The 14940-nt window shown below is 70.9% G+C and carries 14 protein-coding genes and 3 tRNA genes; 3 read left to right on the forward strand and 14 right to left on the reverse strand.

Annotated elements, in window-relative coordinates; all coding sequences use genetic code 11:
* Nucleotides 1–19 precede the first annotated feature (19 nt).
* Complete coding sequence (locus QI633_RS22700; RefSeq protein WP_141797247.1) at nucleotides 20–1510, reverse strand: NAD(P)/FAD-dependent oxidoreductase; 1491 nt, start codon at nucleotides 1508–1510, stop codon at nucleotides 20–22.
* Between the two features lie 247 nt (nucleotides 1511–1757).
* Between QI633_RS22700 and QI633_RS22705 the strand changes: the two genes are divergently transcribed.
* On the forward strand, nucleotides 1758–2744 hold the full coding sequence (locus tag QI633_RS22705; RefSeq protein WP_282427151.1) for an ATP-binding protein: 987 nt from the start codon (nucleotides 1758–1760) through the stop codon (nucleotides 2742–2744).
* A gap of 22 nt (nucleotides 2745–2766) precedes the next feature.
* Here QI633_RS22705 and QI633_RS22710 read toward each other — a convergent pair whose 3' ends face one another.
* The 4 genes from QI633_RS22710 to QI633_RS22725 form a co-directional block, all read right to left on the reverse strand.
* Nucleotides 2767–3123 carry a metallopeptidase family protein gene (locus QI633_RS22710; RefSeq protein ID WP_141797245.1) on the reverse strand — a complete coding sequence of 119 codons (357 nt, stop codon included), beginning with the start codon at nucleotides 3121–3123 and terminating at the stop codon, nucleotides 2767–2769.
* 57 nt (nucleotides 3124–3180) lie between these two features.
* Nucleotides 3181–3254, reverse strand: a tRNA-Asp gene (locus tag QI633_RS22715).
* 96 nt (nucleotides 3255–3350) lie between these two features.
* Nucleotides 3351–3423, reverse strand: a tRNA-Glu gene (locus QI633_RS22720).
* A gap of 63 nt (nucleotides 3424–3486) precedes the next feature.
* On the reverse strand, nucleotides 3487–3984 hold the full coding sequence (locus tag QI633_RS22725; protein ID WP_282427152.1) for a GNAT family N-acetyltransferase: 498 nt from the start codon (nucleotides 3982–3984) through the stop codon (nucleotides 3487–3489).
* An 84-nt stretch (nucleotides 3985–4068) separates the two neighbouring features.
* Between QI633_RS22725 and QI633_RS22730 the strand changes: the two genes are divergently transcribed.
* Nucleotides 4069–4142, forward strand: a tRNA-Phe gene (locus tag QI633_RS22730).
* Between the two features lie 45 nt (nucleotides 4143–4187).
* Here the strand turns inward: QI633_RS22730 and QI633_RS22735 are convergent.
* Nucleotides 4188–6206, reverse strand: a complete 2019-nt coding sequence (locus tag QI633_RS22735; RefSeq protein WP_282427153.1) for an MMPL family transporter — start codon at nucleotides 6204–6206, stop codon at nucleotides 4188–4190.
* Nucleotides 6207–6238: 32 nt separating this feature from the next.
* On the opposite strand from QI633_RS22735, the gene QI633_RS22740 reads away from it, so the two are divergent.
* Nucleotides 6239–6730, forward strand: coding sequence for a MarR family transcriptional regulator (locus QI633_RS22740; RefSeq protein ID WP_282427154.1), 492 nt, complete (start codon nucleotides 6239–6241; stop codon nucleotides 6728–6730).
* Nucleotides 6731–6792: 62 nt separating this feature from the next.
* Here the strand turns inward: QI633_RS22740 and QI633_RS22745 are convergent, their stop codons facing one another.
* The 8 genes from QI633_RS22745 to QI633_RS22780 all read right to left on the reverse strand — a co-directional run bounded on the left by QI633_RS22745 (nucleotide 6793) and on the right by QI633_RS22780 (nucleotide 14933).
* Nucleotides 6793–7725 (reverse strand): ABC transporter permease, encoded by a 933-nt coding sequence (locus tag QI633_RS22745; protein WP_222117733.1) that lies wholly within the window; start codon nucleotides 7723–7725, stop codon nucleotides 6793–6795.
* A gap of 1 nt (nucleotide 7726) precedes the next feature.
* Nucleotides 7727–8815 (reverse strand): ABC transporter permease, encoded by a 1089-nt coding sequence (locus QI633_RS22750; protein ID WP_282427155.1) that lies wholly within the window; start codon nucleotides 8813–8815, stop codon nucleotides 7727–7729.
* Nucleotides 8808–10373 (reverse strand): ABC transporter ATP-binding protein, encoded by a 1566-nt coding sequence (locus QI633_RS22755; RefSeq protein ID WP_282427156.1) that lies wholly within the window; start codon nucleotides 10371–10373, stop codon nucleotides 8808–8810. Before QI633_RS22755 ends, QI633_RS22750 begins: the two co-directional genes overlap by 8 nt.
* 2 nt (nucleotides 10374–10375) lie before the next feature.
* The gene (locus QI633_RS22760) at nucleotides 10376–11374 is read right to left on the reverse strand and encodes a BMP family protein (RefSeq protein ID WP_141797240.1); all 999 of its coding nucleotides are present in this window, start codon (nucleotides 11372–11374) and stop codon (nucleotides 10376–10378) included.
* Between the two features lie 265 nt (nucleotides 11375–11639).
* On the reverse strand, nucleotides 11640–12347 hold the full coding sequence (locus tag QI633_RS22765; protein ID WP_282427157.1) for an ABC transporter ATP-binding protein: 708 nt from the start codon (nucleotides 12345–12347) through the stop codon (nucleotides 11640–11642).
* Entirely contained in the window at nucleotides 12344–13165 is an 822-nt protein-coding gene (locus tag QI633_RS22770; RefSeq protein WP_141797238.1) for an ABC transporter ATP-binding protein, read from the reverse strand. The genes QI633_RS22765 and QI633_RS22770 overlap by 4 nt, the downstream gene beginning before the upstream one ends.
* On the reverse strand, nucleotides 13162–14073 hold the full coding sequence (locus QI633_RS22775) for a branched-chain amino acid ABC transporter permease (RefSeq protein WP_141797237.1): 912 nt from the start codon (nucleotides 14071–14073) through the stop codon (nucleotides 13162–13164). The genes QI633_RS22770 and QI633_RS22775 overlap by 4 nt, the downstream gene beginning before the upstream one ends.
* The gene (locus tag QI633_RS22780) at nucleotides 14070–14933 is read right to left on the reverse strand and encodes a branched-chain amino acid ABC transporter permease (protein ID WP_141797236.1); all 864 of its coding nucleotides are present in this window, start codon (nucleotides 14931–14933) and stop codon (nucleotides 14070–14072) included. Before QI633_RS22780 ends, QI633_RS22775 begins: the two co-directional genes overlap by 4 nt.
* Nucleotides 14934–14940 lie beyond the last annotated feature (7 nt).

Raw genomic sequence — 14940 nt, forward strand, 5'->3', positions numbered from 1 at the left:
GCGATCCGTGCAGCCGGCGTCAGCCGCCGACCTTGACCCCGCGCTTGTTCTCGTCGGACAGGCGCGCCTCCTCGGCGGCCACCTCCTCGAGCTCGGCGCGGCGCACCGCCTCGTCGTACTCACCGGGCTCGGAGACCAGGTCCGTCGCACCGCGGGCGAGCCGCTGCAGCGCCACCCGGGCGAAGATCTGCTGCTCGGTCGACGTGCGCTCGGAGCGGCCCTTGCCGATGAACGAGACGAACCAGTGCATCACCGCGGTGACCCGGTTCTTGAAGCCGGTGATGTAGAAGAGGTGCACGACCAGCCACATCAGCCAGGCCAGGATGCCGGTGAGCCGGAGCTTGCCGACCATCGCCACCGCGCGGAAGCGGCTGATGATGGCCATCGAGCCCTTGTCGAAGTACTTGAACGGCGGCTGGGCGGGCTTGCCCTGGATCCGGCCCTCGATCTCCTTGGCGGCGTACTTCGCGCCCTGGATCGCCACCTGCGCGACACCCGGGAGGTTGTCGAGCGAGATCATGTCGCCGACCACGAACACCTCCGGGTAGCCCGGGAGGGTGAGGTCGGGGTTGACCGAGATCCGGCCGGCGCGGTCGAGCGGGGCACCGGTCTGCTCGGAGAGGGTCTTGCCGAGCTTGTTGGCCTGCACGCCGGCGGCCCACACCTTGGTGACCGCGTTGATGCGCTCCTCGGAGCCGTCCTTGTACTTCACGGTCAGGCCGCGCTCGTCGACCTGGGAGACCAGCGCGCCGAGCATGACCTCGACGCCGAGCTTCTCGAGCTTCTCCTGGGTCCACTGGCCGAGCTTGTGTCCGAACGGCGGAAGCACCTGGGGCGCCGCGTCGACCAGGATGACCCGCGCGTGGCGGCTCGAGATCGCGCGGAAGTCGCGGGTCAGGGTGCGGTGGGCGAGCTCGGCGATCTGCCCGGCCATCTCGACACCGGTCGGGCCGGCCCCGACGACCACGAAGGTCAGCAGGTGGTCGACGTTCTCGCCGCGGGAGGCGCCGAGCTCGGCCATCTCGAAGGCGCCGAAGATCCGGCCGCGCAGCTCGAGGGCGTCGTCGATGCTCTTCATGCCGGGAGCGAACTCGGCGAAGTGGTCGTTGCCGAAGTACGACTGGCCGGCGCCGGCGGCGACGATCAGGGAGTCGTACGGCGTCACGAGCTCGCGGCCCAGGACGTGGGAGGTGACCTGGCGGTTCTCGAGATCGATGCCGGTGACCTCGCCCAGCAGGACCTGGGCGTTCTTCTGGTTGGCCAGCACCTCACGGGTCGGTGGGGCGATCTCGCCCTCGGAGAGGATGCCGGTCGCCACCTGGTAGAGCAGCGGCTGGAAGAGGTGGTGGGTCGTCTTCGCGATCATCGTGACGTCGACGTCGGCCTTGCGCAGCTGCTTGGTGCCGAAGAGGCCACCGAAGCCGGAGCCGATGACGACGACCTGGTGACGGTCGGAACGCGGGACGATGATGCGATCGGGCAGGTCGGGCTGGGTGTCGCCTGCTGCCATGGCTTCCTCCTGGAGCACCTCGGATGACGACGGATGACGTCCTCTGGGGCCCATCATTCCGCGTCGCCTGCACGACCCCCAACCCGAGGTCAAGGTCTGGTCGGTCACATCCCTCCCGGACCGTCACCAAACGACCTCGCGGAGGTTGGTTTAGTTGTCAACCGGGTGGGGTATCGCACCCGGGAACGCCACCCATCCACCGGACATCGACCACAACACTCGGGCCGCGACACCGGAAGGTTCCTCCGTGCAGCACCGACAGACCCTGGACCTGGCCCCCGGGCCACGCATCGTGCACGACGCACGACGCTGGGTCGTCCAGACCTGCGGTCAGCTCGGGCGCACCGACCTCGCCGACTGCGCCGAGCTCGCGGTCTCCGAGCTGGTCACCAACGCGGTCCTCCACGGCACCGCGCCGATCCGGCTCCAGGTCCGCGGCACCGCCGACCACCCGCGGTTCGAGGTGCACGACGCCTCCGTGATCCCGCCGCAGCCGGTGAGCCAGGCGGGCGGCTTCGACCTCGACGCCTTCGACCTCGACGCCTTCGACGCGCTCGACGAGGACCAGCTGGCCGCGCTGACCACGGTCGGCCGCGGCCTCGACATCGTCGCCCGCGCCTCCGCCGCGTGGGGCGCCGAGATCGACGAGGACGGCAAGGCGGTCTGGTTCGAGCCCGCCCCCGAGCTGTCCGAGACCGGCGGTGCGCCGTACCAGCAGACCCACAGCATGCCGTCGCTGGCCGCCGACCACACCCGCGTGGGCGAGGTCGGCGTCCAGATCAACGGTGTCCCGATCGGCCACTTCGGGCGCTTCCAGCGCCACTACCGAGACCTGAGCCGCGAGATCCGGCTGCTCGCCCTGGCCCACGAGGACGACTACCCGTTGGCGAAGGTCCTCTCCGAGCACTTCGACGCCCTCGAGCGGCCGCTTCGCGCCAACATGGGGCGCGAGCAGGTCGACAAGGCGTACGCCGACGGGCGCGAGTCGATCGACCTGCGGCTGCGGATGCCGCGGGAGACCGCCCGGCAGATCGGCGGCCTGATCGACCTGCTCGACGCGGCCGACGAGTTCTCCCGGGCCCAGCGGCTGCTCACCGCGCCGCGCACGGCCGAACAGCGCTCCTTCCAGATCTGGTTCCTCGGCGAGTTCCGCCGCCAGTCGGTCGGCGCCCCGCCGGTGGCCTGGCAGGGCAGCGGCACCAGCTCCGGCTCGCGCCCCAGCCTGCAGGCGTGACCTCAGCCTCGCCGCGCGATCGTCAGGCGTAGCCGAGGTCGTGCAGCCGGGCGTCGTCGATCCCGAAGTGGTGGGCGACCTCGTGCACGACGGTGATCCGGACCTCGTCGGCCAGGTCCGCCTCGTCCTCGCACATGTCGAGCAGCGGCCCGCGGAACAGGAAGATCCGGTCGGGCAGATGCGGCTCGAAGCCGCCGCCGCGCTCGGTGAGCGCGACGCCGTCGTACAGGCCGAGCAGGTCGTCGGGCTCCCCCTCGGGCGGCTCGTCCTCGACGAGCACCACCACGTTGTTGACCAGCCGGGCCAGCTCCTCGGGGATGTCGTCGAGGGCGCGGTCGACGAGGGCGTCGAAGTCCTCGGGGCTCATCTCGACAGGCACAGCGCCATTGTGCCGGGAAATGCCAACAGCCCGGACCGATGGTCCGGGCTGTGCTTGCGACCCTGACGAGACTCGAACTCGCGACCTCCGCCGTGACAGGGCGGCGCGCTAACCAACTGCGCTACAGGGCCAGTCGCTCACTCCGCTTTCGCGTGGTGAAGCGGATGGAACTCTAACCCATCCTCCTCCGCGACTCCCAATCGGGAGCCACCTCGGCGGACGAGCCGCACCCCCAACCGGATTCGAACCGGCGTACCCGCCGTGAAAGGGCGGTGTCCTAGGCCGCTAGACGATGGGGGCCCACCGTGGAGGACGAAGCCTCCGCAGCGCGGGCCAGCATAGTGCCCGGCGCCTCGCGCCCGCTCATCGAGAGCCCCGGACCAGCCGCAGCTCGCGGCCCTCGGGCTCGTGCCGCTCGACCCCGTCGGGCGCGAATCCCTGGCGGCGGTAGAAGGCCAGGGCGCGGTCGTTGCCCGCCAGCACCCACAGGTACGCCGGCCGGTCGGCCAGGGTCGCGGCCAGCATCCGGTGCCCGAGCCCGTGTCCCCACCAGGCGGCGCGGACGTAGAGGGCCCACAGCTCCTCGGCCAGGTCGAGGTCGGCGTCGCGGCCCGGCCCCACGGACACGAAGCCGACCAGCTCGCCGTCGCGCACGGCCACGGTCGTGGCCGCGGGCGAGGTCGCGGCGGTCCGCCGCCAGCGCTCGGTGCGCCCGTCGAGGTCGGCGCGACGCTCGGCGAGGATCGACTCGGGCACGAGTCCGGCGTACGCCTCGTCCCAGACGGCGACGTGGAGGCGGGCCATCGCGGGTGCGTCGTCGGTCGAGAGGGGGCGGAGCACGACGCCCGACAGGTCCGGCACCGTGCCAGCCTAGGCGGCCGGCGTCCACAGGTGCCCGCCACTTTCGTACCTCGGCACACCCTCCGGTAAGGTGGGCGACTGCTTGGGCAGGTAGCTCAGTTGGTACGAGCGATCGCCTGAAAAGTGATAGGTCGGCGGTTCGACCCCGCCCCTGCCCACAAGCAACGAGACCCCCGCCGGGTGACCGGCGGGGGTCTCGTCGTCTACAGCCCGGGACGCCGGGGCCACCAGAACCGGTCGCCGAGGCGGAGCGCGATCGCTGGGACGAGGACCGTGCGCACCACCAGCGTGTCCAGCAGGACGCCGACGCAGATGACGATGCCCAGCTGGGCGAGCACGACGAGCGGCAGCACGCCGAGGACCGCGAACACGGCGGCGAGCAGTACGCCGGCGCTGGTGATGACGCCGCCGGTGGAGCCGAGGGCGCGCAGCATGCCCTCGCGGGCGCCGTACCGCTCCGCCTCCTCGGCGGCGCGCGCCACGAGGAAGATGTTGTAGTCGACGCCGAGGGCGACCAGGAACAAGAACGCCTGCAGCGGCACGCCCACGTCGAGCCGGTCGAAGCCGAACACCGAGCTGCTGAGCACCCAGCCCGCACCGAGTGCGGCGAGGTAGGTGGCGACCACGGTCAGCACGAGCACGACGGGCGCCACGACCGAGCGCAGGAGCAGGCCCAGGGCCAGGAGCACGACGACCAGGATCAGGGGCAGCACGAGGGCCCGGTCGTCCCGCGTTGCGGCGTCGGAGTCCACGTCCTGGGCATCGGTCCCGCCGACCAGCGTCGCGGGGAGGTCCGCGAGAGCGGCGCGGAGCGAGCGCACGTCCTCGCGTGCCTGCGGAGTGCCTGGCGCATGGTCGAGCACGACGTCGAGGCGGGTGAGCCCGTCGTGCTCGCCGGCCGGTCGGACGGCGTCCACGCCCGGCGCGGACTCGGCCGCAGCGACCACCGCGGCCACGTCGCCCCGGGTGAGCACGACGGCGGGGTCGGTGCTCCCGGCCGGGAACGACTCGGCGAGCCGGGCCGCGGCCGCGATCGACTCGGGGGTGTCGATGAACTGGTCGGCCTCGGACAGGCCGCTGCGGATGCCGAGGATCCCGCCGGCGAGCAGGGCGAGCAGTACGACGGCCACCGCCGCGGCGCCGAGCGGACGTCGCGCCACCACGTCGCCGACGCGACGCCACACCGACCGTCCCTCCGACGCGGGGGTCTGACCGACCACGGGGCGACGCGGCCAGAAGATCCCCCGTGGGAAGGCCACCAGGGCCAGCGGCAGCACGACCAGCACTGCGAGCGCCGCGACGACCACGCCGATGGCGCACGCCAGGCCGAGCCCCCGGGTGGTGGGGAACGCCGAGAGGAGCAGCGCGAGCAGGGCCACGACGACGGTGGTGGCACTGGCCGCCACGGCCTCCGCGGTCCGCCGCCACGCGCGCACCATGGCCTCCGGACGACTCGCGGTGCGATGCAGCTCGTCGCGGTAGCGGGAGATCAGGAGCAGGGCGTAGTCCGTCCCCGCCCCGAACACGAGCACGGACAGGATGCCGGTCGTCGACTGGTCGAAGGCCACCCCGAGCGCGGTGAGCCCGTGGGTCGCAGCGACGGCGGCCAGGCGATCCGCGATCCCGACCACACTCAGCGGCACCAGCCACAGGAAGGGCGAGCGATAGGTGATGATCAGCAGCAGGGCCACCACCGAGGCGGTCACCGCCAGCAAAGTGACGTCCGCACCGTCGAAGACCTGTGCGAGATCGCCCTGGATCGCCGCAGGACCGGTCACCTGGGCCCGGACGCCGTCGGGCAGTCCCGTGCGCAGCGTCGTGCGCAGTGCCTCCACGTCATCGGCCAGCACGGCCGCGTCGGTGCTCTCCATCGACACGATGCCGACCAGCGCCGTACCGTCCTGCGACGGCTGCAGCGCAGCGACCGCGGCGTCGCCCGCCGCTCGCTCGAAGACCTGTCCGAGCCTCGCCCGGCCGGCCGCGTCGATCGCCTCGTCGGCGGAGAAGAGCACGACCGCCACCTGGCCGTCGCCGGAGGGGAAGTCCTCCAGCAGCCGGACGACCTGGGTCGAGTCGTAGCCGTCGGGCAGCTGGTCGGCTGCGCCGCGGTCCACCGGCGCCGTCCCGACCGCCCCGATGAGGGCACCGCCCACCAGCAGGTAGAGGACAGGGAGGATCCAGGCGACCCGAGGGCGGAGAATGCCTCGGAGTCGAGTGTCCACCGGAGATACTTCCATGATGGAAGGATATGCACATGTCCCTCACGGGTGAGCAACCCGCCGGCGTCCGGGTGCCGGTGTTGGTCCAGCAGCTCTCCTACGAGCTCACCCGGTTCTCGCACCTCTTCGCCCACCGCCACGGCCTGCACCCCACGGACGTCGACGCCCTCGCGCACCTCCACCAGGCCGCGATGCGCCACGACGCGATGACGCCCAGCTCGCTGGCGCGCTCGATCGACCTCAGCCAGCCGGCGACCACCGCGCTCCTGCGCCGCCTCGAGGCGAGCGGTCACGTCGAGCGCCGCCCCGACGACGCCGACGGGCGCCGGCAGCTGCTGTCCCTCACCGACAACGCCCGGGAGGTGGCCAGCACCTTCTTCGGCCCCCTGGCCGGCGCCCTGCGCGACTCGTTGGCCGACCTCGACGACGCCGAGATCGCGGTGGTGGAGCGGTGGCTAGCCGGCGCCAGTCACGCTGCCGGTCGCCTGGCCGACGAGCTCGCCGGGACCGAGCGGGCGGACCGCTGACACAGGACGAGGCCCCCGCCGGGACTCGTGGCGGGGGCCTCGTGCTCGGGTGACGCTGCCGGTCAGCCGACCAGGCGGCTCTCGCGGTCGTAGTTGCGTCCGAGGAAAGATGGCTGCCGCGCCCAGCGGAACGCGAAGACCATCACGAGCAGGGTGGCGACGTACGGCAGCATCAGCACGAACTGGTGCGGGATGCCGATGCCGGCGACCTGGGCCCTCAGGGCGAGCACCTCCATGCCGGCGAAGAACGCCGCGCCTGCCACCACGAGGTGCGGCCGCCAGCCGCCGAGGAACGCCAGCGCGATCACCAGCCAGCCGCGGCCGGCGACCATGCCCTCGGTGTAGAGGCCGGTGTAGACCATCGGCAGGTACGCGCCGGCCATGCCGACGAGGCCGGAGCCGACGACGGTGGACCAGGTCCGGGCCCAGGTGACGTTGATGCCGAGGCTGTCGGCGGCCTTCGGGTTCTCGCCGATCGAGCGGAACGCGAGACCGCTGCGGGTGCGGTACATGAACCAGTAGATCGCCGCCGAGATGAGGAAGGCGGCATAGACGACCAGGTCGTGGTCGAACAGCACCTCCCCCACGAACGGGATGTCCGAGAGCAGTGGGATCGGCTTGTCCTGCAGGGTCGGGATCAGCGGCGGCTCGAGGGTGACGCCGATGACCTCGCGGTAGAGGAGACCGGCGGCGCCCAGTGCGGCGAAGTAGAGCGCGAGGCCGACGACGAACTGGTCGAGCCGCAGCTGCGTGGTCATGTAGGCCAGCACCAGGCCGAAGACGCCGGCGATCGCGAACGCCGCCGCCATGCCGACGGTGTTGCTGCCGACCTTGAAGCTGACCAGGAAGCCGACCGCCGCGCCGAGGACCATGAGGCCCTCCTGCGAGACGTTGAAGACGCCTGCCCGGCCGCTGAGGACGGTGCCCTGCGCCGCGAGCAGGAAGGGCACCATCGCCGGGATCATCAGCGTCAGGAACTCGGTGATCTCACCCATGTCAGTGCCTCCTGAGCTTCGCGCGGGCGATGTCGGACAGGAGCAGGAAGAGCAGGATCAGCGCCTCGATGATGAGCACCATCTCGACGGGCACCTGCGCGGTGCGCTGCATCGAGCCCGCGCCGACCTCGAGCACCGCGATGCCGAAGGCGATGAACGGCAGCGCGAGCATGCTGCCGCGCGCCATCAGGCCGACGATGATGCCGAGGATCAGGAAGTTCGACTGCATCCCCTCCAGCATCTTGCCGTGCACGCCGGCCACCTCGATCGCGCCGGCCAGGCCGGCGACGGCGCCACCGACCACGAGGCCCGCACCCGCGAGCCGCGAGGTCCGGATGCCGTGCACCTGGGCGGCCCGCAGGTTGGCGCCGACCGCGCGCATCTCGAAGCCGGTCGACGTACGCCGCATGAACACGGCGATCACGACGACGAGGACCACGGTCAGCAGGACACCCGCGTGCATGGGCGGCGCCTGGCCGATGCCGGGCAGCAGGGCGCCGTCACCTACCGGGGTGGTGGCCGGGTGCCCGGCACCGCGGTCGGGCCAGACATGGCTGGCGACGTAGTCGATCAGCTGGAACGAGATGAAGTTCAGCACGACGGTGCTGAGGATCTCGTTGACCTGGAACTTCGTCATCAAGAAGGCGGCGATCCCGGCCCAGACCGCGCCGGAGAGCGCACCCGCGACCAGGACGCACGGCAGCAGCACGACCATCGGGAGGTCGGACCACAGGATGCCGAGGGCCACGCCGCCGGTCGCGCCGACCAGGAGCTGGCCCTCGGCACCGATGTTGAACTTGCCGGTGGCCAGCGGGATCGCGAAGGCGTAGGCGCACAGCAGGACCGGCACCCACTTGTGCAGGGTCTCGATGGTGCCGAACCGCGTGTTGAAGCTGGTGGTGAGCACCGACTCGAACGCGGCGAACGGGTCTCGGCCGATGGCGGCGATGACCAGGCCGCCGACGACGAAGGCGAGGACCACGGAGACGACGTACGGCACCACCAGCCAGAGCGCCTCGGCGAGCCGGGACGGCCGCCTCGAGGCGCCGTCCGGCGGGGCGGACGGTGGGGCGGTGAGGGTGTCAGACACGGGCTTCTCCCAGTCCAGTCATGCTGCGGCCGACCTCGTAGGCGTCGACCGACCCGTGCTGCCACTCCCCCGCGCGCGACCCCTGGTAGAGCGCGATCACCCGGTCGGACAGGGCGATCACCTCGTCGAGGTCCTCCGAGAAGAGGAGGACGGCGCAGCCGGCCGCGGTGGCCTTCCGCACCTGCTGGTACACGAATCGCGTCGAGCCGATGTCGAGGCCGCGGGTCGGGTTGTGCAGGATCAGCATCCGAGGCTGCCGGGCGAAGGCCCGGGCCAGGATGACCCGCTGGATGTTGCCGCCGGACAGGTCGCCGACCAGCGTGCCCGGGCCGTTGGCGCGCACCGAGAACTCGGCGATGGCATCCACGGCCCGCTGCTTCGCGGCACCCCAGTCGATCAGCCCGCGCTTGCGGACCTGGGCGCTGCGCTGCGAGCCGAGCACCAGGTTCTCCGTGATGCTCGCGGTCGGCAGGATGCCGTCGCGGTGCCGGTCCTCCGGCACGTAGGCGACGCCGTGGCCCAGCCATGCCGCGGTCGGCAGCCCGACCATGGCGCGGCCGGTGACCTCGACGCTGCCCGAGCGCACCGGGCGTACGCCGGCCAACGCCTCGGCGAGCTCGACCTGGCCGTTCCCGGCGACACCGGCGATGCCGACGATCTCGCCCTCACGCAGCTCCAGCTCGAAGCCGCGGACCAGCTCGTGGCCCTGGTCGTTGGCGACGACAAGGTCGCGGACGGCGACCGCGGTCGTCGTACCGACGGCGGACAGGTCCACCTCGACCTGGGTCGCATCGACCGCCCCGAGCGCCGCGTCGACCGCGGCGCCGGAGTCGGTCGTGCTGCCGACCATCTTCTCGGCAAGGTGCTCGGCGTCGGTGTCCGCGCGCTCGATCGTCTCGACCCGGCGGCCGTCACGCATCACCGTCATCCGGTCGCAGACGCTGAGCGTCTCGCGGATCTTGTGGGTGATGAGCACGACGCTCATGCCGTCGTCGACCATCGCCCGCATCGAGCCGAACAGGTCGTCGACCTCCTGCGGGGTGAGGTTGGTCGTCGGCTCGTCGAGGATGAGCAGCTTCGCCCCGCGGTAGAGCGCCTTGAGGATCTCCACCCGCTGGCGTACGCCGACCGGCAGGTCCTCGACGACGGCATCGGGGTCGACGGTGAGCCCGAACCGGTCGCTGAGCTCGCGGATCCGCGCCTTCGCGTCGGACAGGTCGAGCCGCAACGGGCCGGGGACGTCGGTGCCGAGCACGATGTTCTCGGTGACGGTGTAGTTGTCGACCTGGAGGAACGTCTGGTGGACCATGCCGACCCCGGCGGCGATGGCGTCCTTCGGCGAGCCGATGCTGACCGGCCGGCCGTCGAGGAGCACCTCGCCGGCGTTGGGCCGGTAGAGCCCGTAGAGGACGTTCATCAGAGTGGTCTTGCCGGCGCCGTTGCCGCCGAGCAGGCCGTGGACCTCGTTGCGCCCGACCACCAGGTCGACGGCGTCGAGCGCCGTCACCGGGCCGAAGGTCTTGACGATCCCCCGCATCTCCAGACGCGGGTCCTCCATGGTCACTTCACCTCGGACTGGTCGAGCGCGACCTCGATCGAGCCGTCGGAGATGCCGGCGACGGCCTTCTCGACCTCGGCCTTCACCTCGGCGGGCACGTTGTCGCCCACGTCGACGCTGGCGCCCTGGCCGAACCCGATGACGTAGTGGCCCTTGGTGGTGCCCTTGTCGATGTCGGCGAGGATCTCGGTCAACGGGTGCACGAAGTCGTAGAGGACGGTGGCGGCGTAGTGCTCGGGACCGTTCTGCGACTTGTCGGTGTACTTGACGGTCACCCAGGCCGAGCCGGGGTCGGTGTCGTTGACGGCCTTGAACGCCCCGACCACACCGAGGTTGAGCGAGGTGACGACGACGTCCGCGCCGCCGGAGATGAGCTGGCTGGTGAGCTGCTGCGCCTTGACCGTGTCGTTGAAGTCGCCGCTCCACACGGGGGTCAGCTCCACGTCCTTGCCGCTGTCGCCGATCGCCTGCTCGACGGCGTGGACCTCGGAGTAGGAGAACGGCAGGCTGAGACCGCCGAGGTAGCCGACCTTGCCGGACTTGGTGAGGTTCGTCGCGAGCACGCCGAGCGGGTAGAAGACGGTGTGGAAGTTGCGGTCGATGACCCAGACGTTCTCCGGCTGGCCCTCGGGCTCACCGTCGAACTCGCCGATGAAGCGGACGTCCGGGTTCTGCTTCGCGATCTTCGAGGTGGCCTCGTAGAACTGCGAGCCGTGCGTCCAGATCACGTTGAAGCCGTCGGCGACGTACTCCTGCAGGACGCGCTCGATGTCGGGCACCGCGACGCTCTCGGAGTACGACACCTCGGCGCCGTCCTTCTCGGCCGCCTTGAGCGCCTCGAGGCCGAGGGCGTTGTAGTCGGCGTCCGTGGTCGGGCCGGAGAAGATCGCGGCGATCCTCACCTTTCCGTCGCCGGAGCCGCCGCCGTCGCCGCCTCCACAGCCGGCCGCGACCAGCAGGACGGCCGTCAGGGCCGCCAGAAGTCGAATGAGTCCGCGCATGGTGCCACCTCTTCAGAGTCCCGGTGCCCGACCGTCCTGGGGCCCGCCCCGAGGCGGATGTGTCGGGCGCCACTTTCGGGAGATCTTGGTGGCGGGTGGTAAGGGACAGCACCGGCGAGAGTTGCCCTACGGGCGGCCGGCTCTTGGTAAAGACCTGACCGGGTCGACGGGGATCGCGACGCCCTAGGGTCGGGGAGGTTGGGGCCATACCGCCAGCACGGGCCGACCACGACTCGACCCGTGCCGGCGGCAGCTCGGCTGCGGATCAGCTCATCCGCAGGTAGGCGTCGGCGACCCGTGGGTCGTCTGCGAGGTCGGCGGCCGCACCCGAGAGGGTGATCCGGCCGGTCTCCATGACGTACGCCGTGGTGGCGTACTCCAAGGCCAGAAGGGCGCTCTGCTCCGCCAACAGGATCGCCGTGCCGGCCCGGTTGAGCTGGGCGAACACCTCGAAGAGCTCCTCCACGACCATCGGAGCGAGACCGAGGGAGATCTCGTCGGCGACGAGCAGCTCGGGCTCGCTGATCAGCGCCCGAGCCAGTGCGAGCATCTGCTGCTCTCCCCCGGAGAGCGTGCCGGCGAGCTGGTTTCGACGTTCACGGAGCCGCTCGAACGTGGCGTACTGGAGGTCCAGCGAGTCGGCCTGCGCACGCCCCGAGGGGCGCCAGGCAGTCACCAGGTTCTCCTCGACGGTGAGCGCCGGGAACACCCGGCGCCCCTCCGGCACGTAGGCCACCCGGTGCCGGACCCGCGCGTGCACCGGCAGGGCGCCGAGGTCGACGTCGCGCAGCCGCAGACTGCCGCCGGTGAGCGGCAGCAACCCCATCACCGCCTGCATCAACGTCGACTTCCCGGCTCCGTTGGAGCCGAGCACGACCACGAACTCCCCCGTCTCCACTCCGAGACTGACGCCGTGCAGGACGGTGCTCCGCCCATATCCGGCACTCACGTCCTCGATGGTCAGCAGGCTCATCGTTCGCCCTCGGTTCCTGTCGAATGCTTGGTGACGCCCCCGGCCCGGGAACGCTTGGTTCCGAGGTAGGCGTCGATGACGGCCTGATTCCGCCGGATCGCATCCGGGTCGCCCACTGCCAGCAACCGGCCGCGGTTGAGAACGACGGCCCGGTCCGAGAGCGACAGGGCGAGCCCGACGTAGTGCTCGACCAGGAGCACGGCCACCCCCCTGTCTCGGATCTTCCCGAGAAGCTCGGCCAGCGGAGTGAGCCCGTCCGAGCCGACTCCGGCGGCCGGCTCGTCGAGGAGCACCAGCCGAGGATCGTCACCCAGCGCCCGGGCGATCTCCATCCGGCGCAGGTCGCCGGGGCTGATCTCCCCCGCCTGGCGGTGTGCGACCGTCGTGAGACCGGCGAGCTCGAGGAGCTCGTCGACCCGGTCCTGCAGCGCCCGGTCCCGGCCCCGCGGCCGCAGGCTGCTCAGCACGCCGCGCAGCCGGTGACCGCCAGCACCGAGCAGCACATTGTCCCGCACTGTCAGCGAGCCGACCGGCCGCGCGACCTGGAAGCTGCGACCCACCCCACGGGCGTGGACCAGGTCCGGGCGGAAGCGGCGCACCGGCTCCCCGTCGAAGAGCACGTCCCCCGACGTCGGCTTCTGCACCCCGGAGATCACGTTGAAGAGAGTCGACTTCCCGGCACCGTTGGGACCGATCACCGAGACGAACTCCCCCGGCCGGACCGAGAAGGACACGTCGTCCAGCGCCTGGAGCCCGCCGAAGCGAACGCCGATCCCCCGGACCTCGGCCAGCGGTACGGCTTGGCTGCCCGCAGTCATCGGGCCACCTCCTTCGTGGTCGACAACGCAGGACGGGCACGACCGAGGACCCGAGCCGCAGCCCTGGCCAGCCAGCTGGCGTCTCCGACGAGTCCCTGCGGCTGGAACCGCAGGACCAGGACGAGGAAGACGCCGTAGATGAGGTTGCGGTAGTCCGACGCGAACCTGAAGAGCTCAGGGATCAGCGTGAGGAGCACCGCGCCGACGATGGCTCCTCGGATCGTGCCCATGCCGCCGATGATGAGCATGGACAGCAGCAGCACCGACTGGCTGAAGCCGAACGTCTCGGGAGTGATGCTGCTGATGAAGAATGCGTACACGGCACCCACCACCCCCGCCAGCAGTGAGCTGAGAGCAAAGGCGGACGCCTTGAACAGGGCGACCGGTGCCCCGAGCGAGGCCGCCACGAGCTCGTCCTCGCGGATCGCCATCAACATCCCGCCGTACCAGCTGTCACGCACCACCTTCGCGACGACCACGACCAGGCCGAGCAGGGCCAGTGAGAGCACCAGGAAGTGGTCGTTGGTGAACGCGGTGCCGCCGATCATGGGCAGCGGCAGGCCGTAGATGCCGGTCGCACCACCGAAGAAGTCGACGCTCTTAAACAGCGCGACGACCACGAAGTTCAAGCCGACGGTCGTGATCGCGAAGAAGTCCTCGCGCAACCGCAGGCTGATCGCCCCCAGGACGGCGCCGGCCAGACCCGAGACCAACGCGGCCACGGGCAACACCGACCAGAAGGACATGCCGTGCTCGACGGAGAGGACGGCGGCGAAGTACGCGCCCAGCCCGAAGAACGCGCTCTGTGCGAGGTTCGGCTGGCCGGCGTACCCGGCGGTCAGGTTGAGGCTCACCACCACGCTCGCCATCAAGATCGCGGTCACGGCCACGACGATCGCGTAGGTCATGCCTTCACCACCCGGGAGGGGATCAGGCCCTGCGGCCGGATCAGGAGCATCGCGATGAGGGCGACGAACGCGATGGCGTCGCGCGGGAGCGCGAAGCCGAACGACGCGACTACCCAGGACTCGACCAGGCCGATCAGGAGTGCGGCGACGATCGTGCCGAGCGGGCTGCCGAGACCGCCGAGGATGATGATCGCCAGCATCTTGTAGGCAGGGATGTCACCCAGCGTGGGGTACACCGCGTCGTACTTCACCGAGAGCAGGGCACCCGCGAGGGCCGACAGGAGATAGCCGATCGCGAAGACGGCAGCGATCACCCGCGGGCTGTTGACGCCGACCGCCCCGGCCACCTTCCTGTCCTGCGCGACGGCCTGCCACAGCACGCCGCTGCGCGTCCGGGTCAGCACGTACCACGTCGCGCCGATGACTCCGAACGTCACTGCGAGGACCAGGAGGTCGATGCCCTCGAGGCGCACGCCGCCGAGCTCGGCGTCGGGCAGAGGGAGGTCGACGTGGGCGCTGCGCTGGGACGGCCCGAACACGAGGCGGAACAGCTCGGTCGCCACGATGTAGAGACCGATGCCCGTCACGAGGGTGACGATCGGTCCGCGATCCAGGATCGGCAGGTAGATCCAGCGTTGGATCACCCATCCGAGCGCGGCGCCGGCGGCGAGCCCGGCAAGGACGCCCAGGAGCGGGCTGCCGGCGCGCTCGGCGAGGACGAGGACGAGGTAGCCGCCGAGAGTGAGGGACGCGGCGTTCGCGATGTCGAGCACGCGCAGCAACCCGTAGACCAGGCACGGCCCCAGCGCGACCAGGGCGTACAGGGACCCGATGACGAGTCCGTCGACTGTGGTTTCCATCAGCAGC

It is taken from the genome of Nocardioides sp. QY071 (assembly GCF_029961765.1).
Lineage (GTDB): Bacteria > Actinomycetota > Actinomycetes > Propionibacteriales > Nocardioidaceae > Nocardioides.

What these genes read in the sequence shown, in the direction of transcription:
- QI633_RS22700 (WP_141797247.1), bottom strand. Translation starts at nt 1,510, where the DNA reads ATGGCAGCAGGCGACACCCAGCCCGACCTGCCCGATCGCATCATCGTC.
- QI633_RS22740 (WP_282427154.1), top strand. Translation starts at nt 6,239, where the DNA reads ATGTCCCTCACGGGTGAGCAACCCGCCGGCGTCCGGGTGCCGGTGTTG.
- QI633_RS22745 (WP_222117733.1), bottom strand. Translation starts at nt 7,725, where the DNA reads ATGGGTGAGATCACCGAGTTCCTGACGCTGATGATCCCGGCGATGGTG.
- QI633_RS22755 (WP_282427156.1), bottom strand. Translation starts at nt 10,373, where the DNA reads ATGGAGGACCCGCGTCTGGAGATGCGGGGGATCGTCAAGACCTTCGGC.
- QI633_RS22760 (WP_141797240.1), bottom strand. Translation starts at nt 11,374, where the DNA reads ATGCGCGGACTCATTCGACTTCTGGCGGCCCTGACGGCCGTCCTGCTG.
- QI633_RS22765 (WP_282427157.1), bottom strand. Translation starts at nt 12,347, where the DNA reads ATGAGCCTGCTGACCATCGAGGACGTGAGTGCCGGATATGGGCGGAGC.
- QI633_RS22770 (WP_141797238.1), bottom strand. Translation starts at nt 13,165, where the DNA reads ATGACTGCGGGCAGCCAAGCCGTACCGCTGGCCGAGGTCCGGGGGATC.
- QI633_RS22775 (WP_141797237.1), bottom strand. Translation starts at nt 14,073, where the DNA reads ATGACCTACGCGATCGTCGTGGCCGTGACCGCGATCTTGATGGCGAGC.
- QI633_RS22780 (WP_141797236.1), bottom strand. Translation starts at nt 14,933, where the DNA reads ATGGAAACCACAGTCGACGGACTCGTCATCGGGTCCCTGTACGCCCTG.